Genomic DNA, 12,233 nt, shown 5'->3' on the forward strand with positions numbered 1-12,233 from the left:
AGGTGTCCCGGGGACACCGGGTGACGGGTTGCCGGTCTCCGTGGGCTGCGCGGCGGGGCGGTCAGTGCTTCTTCAGCCGTTCCGACAGGACTCCGAGGACCAGCGGCGGCACCAGGTGGGAGACGTCGCCACCCCAGGTCGCGACCTCCTTGACCAGGGAGGACGACAGGAAGCTGTACGTGGGGTTGGTGGGGATGAAGAGGGTTTCCACGCCCGAGAGGCCGTTGTTCATCTGGGCCATCTGCAACTCGTAGTCGAAGTCGCTGACCGCCCGCAGGCCCTTGACGATGGCCGGGATCTCGCGCTGCTTGCAGAAGTCGACGAGCAGGCCGTGGAAGGACTCCACTCGGACGTTCCCGTACTCGGCGGTGACCTGGCGGATGAGGTCGATCCGCTCCTCGATCTCGAACAGGCCCCTCTTGGCCTGGTTGATCATCACCGCGACGTAGACCTCGTCGTAGAGGCTGGAGGCACGGGCGATGATGTCGAGATGTCCGTTGGTGATCGGGTCGAACGACCCGGGGCAGACGGCGCGGCGCACTTGAGTTCCCTCGCTCTCCGGTGGTCCGGTCATCGTGCGTCTTCGCACGTAGAGGCGGCGCGACCGTACCAAAACGTTCCCTCGCCGTAGCGACGGGCCCGGATCGCCTCGAAGCCGTCGGGCCAGCCGAATTCCCCGCCTCTGGTGCTGCGCTCCACGGTGACGAGCGCTTCCTGCGTGAGCCACCCCTCTGTACGGAGTGTGAGCAGGATCTCGCGAAGATCGTCGTCGGAGACGGCGTACGGCGGGTCCAGGAAGACGATGTCGTAGGGCTCCGCCGGGGCCGGGGTGCGAATGGCCTGTGCCGCCTTGCCCGCCCTGACCTCGGCACCGGGCAGGCCGAGGGCCTTGACGTTCTCCCGGACCGTGCGGACGGCGCGTGCGTCGGCCTCCACGAGCAGGACGTGCCCCGCACCGCGGGACAGCGCCTCCAGGCCCACGGCGCCGGAACCCGCGTAGAGGTCGAGGACCCGCTCGCCGTCCAGCGGGCCGCCGAGCAGGGACTGCCAGGTGGAGAACAGGCCCTCTCGCGCGCGGTCGGAGGTGGGGCGGGTGCCAGTTCCCGGCGGGACGGCCAGGCGACGTCCGCCGGCTCTGCCGGCGATCACGCGGGTCATCTGGGTTCCTTGGTTGTCAGCGGTTTACGTCCAGTGTGGCTGGTCGCGCAGTCCCCCGCGCCCCCGGGCCGGCGATGTTCAGCCCTTTTCCAGGTACTGCTCCCTCTCCTCGTCCAGCAGGGCGTCCAGGGCCGTCCGCAGTCCCGGCAGGCTGGTCAGCTCCGGGTCGGCGGCGACGACCGCGGCCGCCTCCTGTCTGGCCTCGGCGATGATCTCCTCGTCCTCGATGACGGCGAGCACACGCAGCGAGGTCCGGGCGCCGGACTGGGCCTGGCCGAGGACGTCGCCCTCACGGCGCTGTTCGAGGTCGATGCGGGAGAGCTCGAAGCCGTCGAGGGTGCCGGCGACCGCGTTCAGCCGCTGCCGGGCCGCGCTCGCCTCGGGCATCTCGCTGACCAGCAGGCACAGGCCGGGAGCGGAACCCCGCCCGACCCGGCCGCGCAGCTGGTGCAGCTGGGAGACGCCGAAGCGGTCGGCGTCCATGATCACCATCGCGGTGGCGTTGGGGACGTTGACCCCGACCTCGATGACCGTCGTGGCGACCAGGACGCCGGTCTCCCCCGCGGTGAAGCGGCGCATGACCGCTTCCTTGTCGTCGGGCTGCATACGGCCGTGCAGGATCTCGACCCCGAGTCCCTGGAGCGGCCCCTTGGCGAGCTGTTCGGCGACGTCGAGGACGGCGAGCGGGGGCCGCTTCTCGGTGTCGTCCTCGGGCGGCTTGCGCTGTGCGGCCTTCTTCTTCGGGCCGTCGTCCTCGTCGCCGATGCGCGGGCAGACGACATACGCCTGGTGGCCGTTGGACACCTCCTCGCGGACCCGCTCCCAGGCCCGCGCCAGGAAGTGCGGTTTGTCGGCGGCGGGGACGACATGGCTGGCGATCGGGGACCGGCCGGCCGGGAGCTGGTCCAGGACGGAGGTCTCCAGATCGCCGAAGACCGTCATGGCGACGGTGCGCGGGATGGGCGTGGCGGTCATGACGAGCAGGTGCGGGGGTTGCTTCCCCTTGCCGCGCAGGGCGTCGCGCTGCTCGACGCCGAAGCGGTGCTGTTCGTCGACGACGACCAGGCCCAGGTCGTGGAACTGCACCTTGTCCTCGATCAGCGCGTGGGTGCCGATGACGATGCCTGCCTCACCCGTGGCCAGGTCGAGTAGCGCGGACCGGCGGGCGGCGGCGCCCGTCGAGCCGGTGAGCAGCACCACCTTGGTGGCGTGCTCGGCGCCCCCCAGCATGCCGCCCTCGGCCAGCTCGCCCATCATCTCGACGACGGACCGGTGGTGCTGCTGGGCCAGCACCTCGGTGGGGGCCAGCAGCACGGCCTGCCCTCCCGTGTCCACGACGGCGAGCATGGCGCGCAGGGCGACCAGCGTCTTGCCGCTGCCCACCTCCCCCTGGAGCAGCCGGTGCATCGGGTGGTCGGTGGCGAGGTCGTCGAAGATCTCGCGGGAGACCTTCTGCTGGCCCTCGGTGAGGGTGAACGGCAGGCGGTCGTCGAAGGCCGTGAGCAGGCCGTCCGGGCTCGGTCGCCTCGGGACGGCGGGGAGTTGGGTCTCGGCGTGGCGGCGGCGGGCGAGGGCGACCTGGAGGACGAAGGCCTCGTCCCACTTCAGGCGGGCGCGGGCGTCCTCGATGTCCGCCTTGGTGTGCGGGCGGTGGATCTTGAGGAGGGCCTCGGGCAGGGAGACCAGGCCCCGGCCCTCGCGCAGGGAGCCGGGGAGGGGGTCGACGGCCTCCCGGACGCCGGGCAGCACCGTCTGGATCGCCTTGCCGATCTTCCAGGACTCCAGTTTGGCGGTGGCGGGGTAGAGGGGAATGAGTGCTCCCGCCCACGACTCGACGCTCTCGGCCGCCTCGCCGTCGTCGTCACTGCCGCGCAGCAACTCGTACGCCGGGTGGGCCAGTTGCAGTCGGCGGTTGAAGACGGACACCTTGCCCGCGAACATCGCGCGGGTGCCCGGGAGGAGTTCCTTGTGGGGCTTGTGGACTCCGTTGCCGAAGAAGACCAGTTGGAGGCGGCCGCTGCCGTCCGTGATGGTCACTTCGAGGCGCTGCCCCTTGCCGCGCGGTGCCTTCGACGAGGCGAAGGTGTGCAGGCGGGCGTCGGCGACCTGGGCCACCACCGTGACGTGCTCGTCCATGGGCAGGTCGGCGAGGTGGGTGAGCTGGCCGCGCTCCTCGTATCTGCGGGGGTAGTGGTGGAGCAGGTCGCCGACGGTGTGCAGGCCGAGATGCTCGGCCATCACCTTGGCGGTGGCGGGGCCGAGCACCTTCTTCAGGGGTTCTTGCAGTGCGGGCACGAGATCCATTGCACACCACGCCACTGACAACGGCCCGGGGAAGCGCCGTACTACTCCACGCCGACCAGCAGCAGCGCGCCCTGCCGGCCGCCCCGGTAGACCACCGTGTCGACGGCGAGATAGGCCTCCCTGACACGTGCCTCCAGGTGGTCGGCGACGCTCCGGGGCGCCGCGTCGCCCAGGACGAGGGTGACCAGCTCGCCGCCGGCCGACAGCATGCGGTCCAGGACGGTCGCGGCGACCTCCGCGACGTCCGCGCCGATCACGGCCACGTCTCCGTCGATCAGGCCGAGTACGTCACCGGCCTGGCAGATGCCCGCCGTGGTCCAGGACCGGCGCTCGGCGACGGTGACCTCGGCGTGCCGGGTGGCGCCGGCCGCCGAGGTCATCGCCACCACGTCCTCGTCGAAGCGCCGCTCGGACTCGTGCACGGCGAGCGCGGCGATGCCCTGGACTGCGGACCGGGTCGGGATGAGGGCGACGCGGATGCCCTCGGTACGGGCCTGCTCGGCGGCCGCGGCGGCGGTGTGGCGCAGTTCGGCGTCGTTGGGCAGCAGGACGACCTCGCGCGCGTGCGCCCGCCGGACGGCCTGGACCAGCTCGCCGCTCGCGGGCGGCTCCCCGGGGCGCGCGAGCAGGGTGGTCGCGCCCGCCCCGGTGTACAGCGCCGCCAGCCCCTCCCCCGGTACGACGGCCACCACGGCGCGCTGGGCGCGCTCCCCGGGCGGGCGCTCGGTCCCGGTGGTGTGCGCGTCGCCGTGCCCGAAGTGGGTGATGCGGATGCGGTACGGCCGCCCGGCCTCGACGCCCGCCTCCACGGCGGCGCCCGCGTCGTCGACGTGCACGTGGACGTTCCACAGTCCGTCGCCCCCGACCACGACGAGGGAGTCCCCGAGGGCGTCGAGCCGCTGCCGCAGCCGTGCCACGGCGGCGTCCTCGGCCTCCAGGAGGTAGATCACCTCGAAGGCGGGGCCGTCCTCCTCGCCCTCCTCGTCGCCCTCCTCGGTGGCGCGCTCCCCGGCAGCGCGCTCCTCCGCGAGGTCCTCGGCGCCGTGGTGCACGCGCGCGTGCGGCGCGGCGGCCGGCCCCGGCGCCCGGCCGGTGAACGTCTCCACGAGGGCCGCGAGGACCGTCACCAGACCGTGTCCGCCCGCGTCGACCACTCCGGCACGCTCCAGGACGGGCAGCTGGCCCGGGGTGGCGGCGAGCGCCGCGCGGGCGCCCTCGTACGCCGCGCGGGCCACCTGGGCGCAGTCGCCCGCGACACCGTCGGCCGCGTCGGCGGCGGCCGAGGCGACGGTCAGGACGGTGCCCTCGACCGGGTGGGCCACGGCCTGCCGGGCGGACGCGGCCGCGTGCCGCAGGGCCAGCCGCAGACCGGGGCCCTCGGTGTGGGCGGAGTCACCCCGCGCACCGAGCACCTGTGCCATCCCGCGCAGCAGCTGGGCCAGGATCGTCCCGGAGTTGCCCCGCGCGCCGATCAACGCTCCGTGCGCCATCGCGCCCACGGCTTCCGCCAGCGAGGGGCCGCCCGCGTCCGGCGCCCCGGCGTCCACCTCGTGCGCCGCGAAGACGGCCTCCACGGCGGCGACGGCCGACTCCACGGTCAGATAGAGGTTCGTGCCGGTGTCCCCGTCGGCGACGGGATAGACGTTGATCGCGTCGATCTCCTCGCGCGCCCGCCCCAGCGCGCGCAGCGACAGACCGCACCAGGTACGCACCGCCAGAGCGTCGAAGAACCTCTGCGGCACCTGCGCCACCTGCGCCTCCTTCAGCTGCGGACGTGGCTGGCAGCGTAGACCGTGGAAGGGGGCCCACCGGAAGAGGGCCGGGACGGTCCCCTGAGCTGCCGTGGTAGTTTCGTTGTACGGGAGCAGCCGTTGTATGCTGCTCCGGTTGCCCGATCCTGATCGGGCTCTCCCCCTGGCACCGCCACTCAGATCCCGGACCGTTCGCGACTCCGAGAGCTTGATCCCGGCATGCCGGGATCAACCGTAAGTGCATCTGAAGTCTTTGGAGTGACCCGTGGCTGCCAACTGCGACGTCTGCGGCAAGGGGCCGGGCTTCGGCAACAACATCTCGCACTCGCACCGCCGTACGTCCCGTCGCTGGAACCCGAACATCCAGCGTGTGCGTACCGTGGTGGGCGGGACGCCGAAGCGCGTGAACGCTTGCACCTCGTGCATCAAGGCCGGCAAGGTCTCGCGCTGACGCATCAGCTGAGCGCGCGGCCACTGCCTGGTCCGCTGCGAGAAGCCGGTCCACCTCTGGTGGGCCGGCTTTTTGCCGTACCCGGATTGTCCGCCGTGCCGGCCTCGCGCTCCTGCGTTCGGAACCGTTGACGTACGACCGCGGGGCCCGGCCGCGCGGAGGCGGATCCGGTGCGCGCGGCTCATGTGTGAAGGCCGACACAGGCGGCGGGCTCAGGAAGTGTCCCGCCTGAGCGCCCAGCCGTGGTCCACCGGCCCGATGCCGCCGCCGAGCGGGAACCCGGCGGTGATCGCCCCTGTGACGTATTCCTTGGCGGCCCTCGCCGCCTCCGGTACCGACTGTCCCTTCGCCAGCCCGCAGGCCACGGCCGAGGCGAGGGTGCAGCCCGTGCCGTGGGTGTGCCGGTTGTCGAGGCGGGGGGCGCGCAGCCAGTGTTCCTCGAAGCCGTCGGTGAGCAGGTCGACGGCGTCGCCGGCCAGGTGGCCGCCCTTGATCAGCACCCAGCGCGGCCCGTACTCCAGCACGGCCGCCGCGGCCCGGCGCAGGTCGGTGTCGGACTCGACGCGTACGCCGGTGAGTTGGGCGACCTCGTCGAGGTTGGGTGTGGCGACGGTCGCCACCGGGAGCAGCCTGGTGCGCACCGAGTCCAGGGCGGACGCGGCGAGCAGCGCGTCGCCGTGCTTGGAGACGCCGACCGGGTCGACGACGGCCGGGGCGTCGGTGTCGCCGATCAACTCGGCCACCGTGTCGACGAGTCCGGCGCAGGAGAGCATCCCGGTCTTGACCGCCTGGACGCCGATGTCGTCCACGACGCTGCGGTACTGGGCCCGCACCGCCTCCACGGGCAGCTCCCAGGCGCCCTGCACCCCGCGGGAGTTCTGCGCGGTGACCGCGGTGAGGACGCTCATGCCGTGGGTGCCGAGGGCGAGCATCGTCTTGAGGTCGGCCTGGATGCCGGCACCGCCGCCGGAGTCGGAGCCCGCCACGGTGAGGACCAGGGGCGGGATCCTGGCCGGGGTCACGGGCGGCGGGGTCACGCTTCCAGGTCCCCGCCGAAGTGGTCCCAGCCGCCCTTGCTGGTCCAGGGCGCCCCGTCCACGGTCACCTGGGGCAGTGCGGAGGGGTTGAGGACCTCGCCGATGACCTTCCAGCGGGCGGGCAGCTTCACGTCCGGCGGGAAGGTGGCGACGATCGCGTGGTCCTCGCCGCCGGTGAGCACCCACTGCATGGGGTCGACGCCGACGGCCTGGCCGATGTCGTTCATCTGGGACGGGATGTCGATCTGTCCGGAGCGCACGTCGATCCTGACCTTGCTGGCCTCGGCGATGTGCCCCAGGTCGGCGATGAGTCCGTCGCTCACGTCGCACATGGCGGTGGCGCCGAGGCCCGCGGCGGCCGGACCCGCGTGGTACGGCGGCTCGGGACGGCGGTGGGCCTCGACGAAGGCGCGCGGCGAGCGGAACCCGCGGGAGAGCACGGCGAACCCGGCCGCGGACCAGCCCAGCCAGCCGGTCACCGCGACGAGGTCACCGGGCTGGGCACCGCCCCGGGTCACGGGCTCCTGGTTGCGCAGGTCGCCGAGGGCGGTGATGGAGACGGTGATGGTGTCGCCGCCCACCACGTCGCCGCCGACCACGGAGGCGCCCGCGACCTGGCACTCGTCGCGCAGCCCGTCCATCAGCTCGGTCGGCCAGGTCACGGGCAGTTCGGCGGGCACGACCAGGCCGAGCAGCAGCGCGGTCGGCACGGCGCCCATCGCGGCGATGTCGGCGAGGTTCTGTGCCGCCGCCTTGCGGCCCACGTCGTACGCGGTGGACCAGTCGCGGCGGAAGTGCCGCCCCTCGACGAGGATGTCGGTGCTGGCCACCACCCTGCGGTCGGGCGCGGCCACCACCGCGGCGTCGTCGCCCGGACCGACCCGGACGGCCGGGGTGGTGGTGAGACGGGAGGTGAGCTCCCTGATGAGCCCGAACTCCCCCAGCTCACCAACAGTGCCCTTCATCGCCTTGGCTCCCCTTCTGTCCCTGTCCCTGTCCGTGCCCGGTCGCGCGTCATCTGTGTCCTCGTTACGGTCGGAATGACCGTCGCCACGGTCGGCGTGATCGTCAACCCGCGTCGTTCCGGCGCCCCGGCGCGCGAGGCCCGTGGCCCGCGGGTCTCCCCGCGGGGAGCGGCTACGCGATACCGTGGCGTTCCTTTTCCCCACATGATCCTCGTGGCCGCTCTGGAGGTTCCGTGGTACAGGCGTACATCCTGATCCAGACGGAGGTCGGCAAAGCGTCGGCCGTCGCCGAGACGATCAGCAAGCTCCCCGGCGTGATCCAGGCCGAGGACGTGACAGGACCCTACGACGTCATCGTCCGCGCCCAGTCCGACACCGTCGACGAACTGGGTCGCATGGTGGTCGCCAAGGTCCAGCAAGTGGACGGCATTACCCGTACTCTGACCTGCCCGGTCGTCCATCTCTAGCCCCCCTCTCCACCCGCTCGCTCTCGCCCTGTCGACCGCCGACGCAGGCTGCTCCTCGGCAGACGAGAGCGAGTCGGCGGCGGTTCCCGTCCCGGAGCCGGAACCACCAGGCTGTGGCGCAACCCGGACAACCGGACAAGGCGCTGCCGCCTGCGGGCAGCGGGCCGGGGAAACCCGCTGATCATACTGCGAGAAGGCGATCCCCCGGGGGGATCGCCTTCTTTGCCGTGCACGGGGCGGGGACCGTCAGCGCAGTCCCGTGGACCGCCGCAGCGCTGCCTGGACCAGCCGGTCCACCAGCTCCGGGTAGCTCACCCCGCTCGCCTGCCACATCTGCGGGTACATGGAGATCGGCGTGAAGCCCGGCATGGTGTTGATCTCGTTGATCACGAACTCGTCGTCCTCGGTGAGGAAGAAGTCCGCGCGCACCAGCCCCTCGCAGGAGGCCGCGTCGAACGCCGCCACCGCCAGCCGCTGGACCTCCGCGGTCTCCCCGGCCGTCAGCGGGGCCGGCACGACGCCGGGGGTGGAGTCGATGTACTTGGCCTCGAAGTCGTAGTAAGCGTGCTCCGAGGGCGGCGGGATCTCGGCGGGGACGGAGGCCCGGGGGCCGTCCTCGAACTCCAGCACCCCGCACTCGATCTCCCGGCCCCGCAGCGCCGCCTCGACCAGGATCTTCGGGTCGTGACGCCGGGCCTCCTCGATCGCCTCGTCGAGGCCGGAGAGGTCGTCGACCTTGGTGATGCCGATCGAGGAACCCGCGCGCGCGGGCTTCACGAACAGCGGCCAGCCGTGCTCGCCGGCGAAGTCGACGATCTTCCTGCGGGCTCCGGAACGGTCCTGCTCCCACTCGCGGGGCCGGATCACCGCGTACGGCCCGACCTTCAGACCGTAGGAGGTGAAGACCGCCTTCATGTACTCCTTGTCCTGGCCGACGGCGGAGGCGAGGACGCCCGCGCCCACGTAGGGCACGCCGGACAGCTCCAGCAGACCCTGGAGGGTGCCGTCCTCACCGTACGGGCCGTGCAGCACGGGGAAGACGACGTCGACCTCGCCCAGCGCCTTGGGCACCGAGCCGGGTTCGCTGTAGACGACCTCGCGGTTGGCCGGGTCGACGGGCAGCAGCACGCCGCCCTCGGTCGACTCGGCCAGTTCCTCGACGTCGGGCGTACGGCGCTCGGTGATCGCCATGCGTTCCGGTTCGTCGGCGGTGAGGGCCCAGCGGCCGTCCCGCGTGATGCCGATCGGCAGGACGTCGTACCGCGTCCGGTCGATGGCCGCGAGGACGGCGCCGGCGGTGACCACGGAGATCCCGTGTTCGGAGCTGCGCCCGCCGAACACGACGGCCACACGCGGTTTGCGAGGCGGCTGCTCGGGGCTCTGGGGGAGGTTCTCGGTGCTCATATCGCGTTGAGAGTACCCGCCCGTAGGGCCTCGAGACAGCGTCGGCGGGGCCGCGTGGCGCGGGCGACGGCCGGGTCCCGCTCCGGTGCCGGTCCGGCGTCGCTCAGCGTCGTTCGGGCTTCGCGCTGCGCGACATCAGTTCCTTGACGGCGACCACCGGGGACTTGCCCTCGTGCACGATCGCGACGACCGTCTCGGTGATCGGCATGTCGACGCGGTGCCTGCGGGCCAGATCCAGCACCGACTCGCAGGACTTGACGCCCTCGGCGGTCTGCCTGGTGACCGCGATGGTCTCCGCCAGGGTCATGCCCTTGCCGAGGTTGGTGCCGAAGGTGTGGTTGCGGGACAGCGGAGAGGAGCAGGTCGCCACCAGGTCGCCGAGCCCGGCGAGGCCCGAGAAGGTCAGCGGGTCGGCGCCGAGGGCGACCCCGAGACGGGTGGTCTCGGCGAGGCCGCGGGTGATGAGGGAGCCCTTGGCGTTGTCGCCGAGGCCCATGCCGTCCGCGATGCCGACGGCCAGCCCGATCACGTTCTTCACGGCGCCGCCCAGCTCGCAGCCGACGACGTCGGTGTTGGTGTACGGGCGGAAGTAAGGTGTGTGGCAGGCGGTCTGGAGACGCCGGGCGACGGCTTCGTCGGGGCAGGCGACCACGGCGGCGGCCGGCATCCGGGCGGCGATCTCACGGGCCAGGTTGGGGCCGGTGACCACGGCGATGCGCTCGGCGCCGACCTTGGCGACGTCCCCGATGACCTCGCTCATCCGCATCGCGGAGCCGAGTTCGACACCCTTCATCAGCGACACCAGGACGGTGCCGGACGCCAGCAGCGGCGTCCAGTCGGCCAGGTTGGCGCGCAGTGTCTGGGAGGGGACGGCGAGGACCGTGAAGTCGGCGTCCCGCGCGGCCTCGGCGGCGTCGGTGGTGGCGCGCAGGTTCGCGGGAAGTTCCACGCCGGGCAGGTAGTCCGGGTTGGTGCGGGTGGAGTTGACGGCGTCGGCGAGTTCGGCGCGGCGCCCCCACAGGGTGACGTCGCACCCCGCGTCGGCGAGGACCGTGCCGAAGGCGGTGCCCCAGGACCCGGTGCCGAAGACGGCCGCCCTGACCGGCTTGCTCACGTGCTCTGCCCTTCTGCCTGCGGTCCGTGCGTCCGTGGCGGCGCCGGCCGCGACTGCGCCTGCCGCGTGCGGCGCCGCTGCTCGATCCGCTCGCGGCGCGGGTCGTACGGGGTTTCGGGTGCCTTCTCGCCGCGGATCTGCTCCAGCTGGCGGGTGACTGCGGCCATGATGACCTCGGTGGCCTGCTTGAGCAGCTCCGTGGTCATCTCCTTGTCGTAGAACCGCGACAGGTCGACCGGCGGCCCCGCGAGCACCTGGTGGGTCTTGCGCGGGAGGAGGTGGGGCTTCTTGGCGTACGGCGGCAGCAGTTCGTTGCAGCCCCACTGGGCGACGGGGATCACCGGGCACTTGGTCTGCAGGGCGACGCGCGCGGCACCGGTCTTGGCGGTCATCGGCCAGCCGTCCGGGTCGCGGGTGAGGGTGCCCTCGGGGTAGAACGCGACGCACTCGCCGCGCTCCACGGCGTCGATCGCGGCCCGGAAGGCGCTCAGCGCGTCCGTGCTCTCGCGGTAGACGGGGATCTGTCCGGTGCCCCGCATCGCGGCGCCGACGAAGCCCTTCCTGAAAAGGCCGCTCTTCGCCAGGAATCGCGGGACGCGTCCGGTGTTGTACTGGTAGTGCGCGTACGCGAAGGGGTCCACGTGCGAATTGTGGTTCACGGCGGTGATAAATCCGCCCTCGGCCGGAATGTTCTCCATTCCCCGCCAGTCCCGCTTGATCAGAACCACCAGCGGCGGTTTGCAGATCACCGCGGCCAAGCGGTACCAGAAGCCGATTCTGCGGCGGGGCACGCGGACACCTTTCCTCCAGGGCCTGGGGCCGGACAAGTGTCGCCCCGGGCCGCCCGTCTGTCGAGAACACCGTACGCCCCGACGAGTGAACCGCCAGGTCTCCCAGGTGACAATGACGGCGACGAGAGAAGGACGGAACGCTCGTGCAGTGGACCTTGGTCGTACCCGTGAAGCCCCTTGCCCGGGCCAAGAGCAGGCTGTCGGACACCGCGGACGACGGGGTGCGGCCGGGGCTCGCGCTGGCGTTCGCGCAGGACACCGTGGCGGCCGCGCTGGCCTGCCCGGCGGTCGCGGATGTGGCAGTCGTCACGGACGACGCACGGGCCGGACGGGAACTCGCGGCGCTCGGCGCGGATGTCGTCCCGGACGAGCCCGGCGGCGGTCTGAACGCCGCGCTGGCGCACGGAGCGGCCGTGGTACGGGCGGCCCGGCCCGGAAGTCCGGTGGCCGCGCTCAACGCCGATCTCCCCGCACTGCGGCCGGCTGAATTGGCGCTGGTGCTGACGGCGGCCACGCAATTCCCGCGTGCTTTTCTCCCGGACGCGGCCGGAATCGGCACGACGCTGCTGGCCGCGGCGCCGGGCCGTGAATTGGCCCCCGCTTTCGGTAAGGATTCGCGGACCCGCCACCGGGCGTCCGGCGCGGCGGAACTGCGCCTCGGCGCGGTGGATTCCGTACGGCAGGACGTCGACACCGGTGATGATCTGCGCACCGCGCTGGCGCTCGGGGTGGGGCCCCATACGGCCGCGGTGGCGGCGCGGTTGCTGATCGCCGGGCAGTAGGCTGCCGGC

At 72.3% G+C, this 12,233-nt stretch carries 12 protein-coding genes; 3 read left to right on the forward strand and 9 right to left on the reverse strand.

The window, feature by feature from the left end; translation table 11 throughout:
* Positions 1-61: 61 nt before the first annotated feature.
* The 4 genes from coaD to ACGFYH_RS14305 form a co-directional block, all read right to left on the reverse strand.
* A complete protein-coding gene (coaD, locus tag ACGFYH_RS14290; RefSeq protein WP_393803536.1) occupies positions 62-541 on the reverse strand; it encodes a pantetheine-phosphate adenylyltransferase in 480 nt (159 codons plus the stop codon).
* A gap of 29 nt (positions 542-570) precedes the next feature.
* On the reverse strand, positions 571-1,158 hold the full coding sequence (gene rsmD, locus ACGFYH_RS14295) for a 16S rRNA (guanine(966)-N(2))-methyltransferase RsmD (RefSeq protein WP_393803424.1): 588 nt from the start codon (positions 1,156-1,158) through the stop codon (positions 571-573).
* Positions 1,159-1,236: 78 nt separating this feature from the next.
* The gene (gene recG, locus ACGFYH_RS14300) at positions 1,237-3,462 is read right to left on the reverse strand and encodes an ATP-dependent DNA helicase RecG (RefSeq protein WP_393803425.1); all 2,226 of its coding nucleotides are present in this window, start codon (positions 3,460-3,462) and stop codon (positions 1,237-1,239) included.
* Between the two features lie 41 nt (positions 3,463-3,503).
* Positions 3,504-5,213 (reverse strand): DAK2 domain-containing protein, encoded by a 1,710-nt coding sequence (locus ACGFYH_RS14305; RefSeq protein ID WP_393803426.1) that lies wholly within the window; start codon positions 5,211-5,213, stop codon positions 3,504-3,506.
* A 265-nt stretch (positions 5,214-5,478) separates the two neighbouring features.
* Between ACGFYH_RS14305 and rpmB the strand changes: the two genes are divergently transcribed.
* Entirely contained in the window at positions 5,479-5,664 is a 186-nt protein-coding gene (gene rpmB, locus ACGFYH_RS14310; RefSeq protein ID WP_003993230.1) for a 50S ribosomal protein L28, read from the forward strand.
* Between the two features lie 212 nt (positions 5,665-5,876).
* Here the strand turns inward: rpmB and thiD are convergent, their stop codons facing one another.
* Positions 5,877-6,701 (reverse strand): bifunctional hydroxymethylpyrimidine kinase/phosphomethylpyrimidine kinase, encoded by an 825-nt coding sequence (thiD, locus tag ACGFYH_RS14315; protein ID WP_393803427.1) that lies wholly within the window; start codon positions 6,699-6,701, stop codon positions 5,877-5,879.
* Positions 6,698-7,666 carry a thiamine-phosphate kinase gene (locus ACGFYH_RS14320; RefSeq protein WP_393803428.1) on the reverse strand — a complete coding sequence of 323 codons (969 nt, stop codon included), beginning with the start codon at positions 7,664-7,666 and terminating at the stop codon, positions 6,698-6,700. The genes thiD and ACGFYH_RS14320 overlap by 4 nt, the downstream gene beginning before the upstream one ends.
* Before the next feature lie 233 nt (positions 7,667-7,899).
* Here ACGFYH_RS14320 and ACGFYH_RS14325 point away from each other — a divergent pair, with 233 nt between their 5' ends.
* The gene (locus ACGFYH_RS14325; RefSeq protein WP_356365625.1) at positions 7,900-8,133 is read left to right on the forward strand and encodes an Lrp/AsnC ligand binding domain-containing protein; all 234 of its coding nucleotides are present in this window, start codon (positions 7,900-7,902) and stop codon (positions 8,131-8,133) included.
* A gap of 246 nt (positions 8,134-8,379) precedes the next feature.
* On the opposite strand, the gene ACGFYH_RS14330 is transcribed toward ACGFYH_RS14325, so the two are convergent.
* From ACGFYH_RS14330 to ACGFYH_RS14340, 3 genes are all read right to left on the reverse strand, one after another.
* Positions 8,380-9,537, reverse strand: coding sequence for a D-alanine--D-alanine ligase family protein (locus ACGFYH_RS14330; RefSeq protein ID WP_393803429.1), 1,158 nt, complete (start codon positions 9,535-9,537; stop codon positions 8,380-8,382).
* 103 nt (positions 9,538-9,640) lie between these two features.
* Entirely contained in the window at positions 9,641-10,651 is a 1,011-nt protein-coding gene (locus ACGFYH_RS14335; protein ID WP_393803430.1) for an NAD(P)H-dependent glycerol-3-phosphate dehydrogenase, read from the reverse strand.
* Positions 10,648-11,442: a lysophospholipid acyltransferase family protein gene (locus tag ACGFYH_RS14340; protein ID WP_393803431.1), complete on the reverse strand. Its 795-nt coding sequence runs from the start codon at positions 11,440-11,442 to the stop codon at positions 10,648-10,650. Before ACGFYH_RS14340 ends, ACGFYH_RS14335 begins: the two co-directional genes overlap by 4 nt.
* Before the next feature lie 143 nt (positions 11,443-11,585).
* Here ACGFYH_RS14340 and cofC point away from each other — a divergent pair, with 143 nt between their 5' ends.
* On the forward strand, positions 11,586-12,224 hold the full coding sequence (cofC, locus tag ACGFYH_RS14345) for a 2-phospho-L-lactate guanylyltransferase (protein ID WP_393803432.1): 639 nt from the start codon (positions 11,586-11,588) through the stop codon (positions 12,222-12,224).
* Positions 12,225-12,233 lie beyond the last annotated feature (9 nt).

Source organism: Streptomyces sp. NPDC048392, from assembly GCF_043200575.1.
GTDB lineage: Bacteria > Actinomycetota > Actinomycetes > Streptomycetales > Streptomycetaceae > Streptomyces.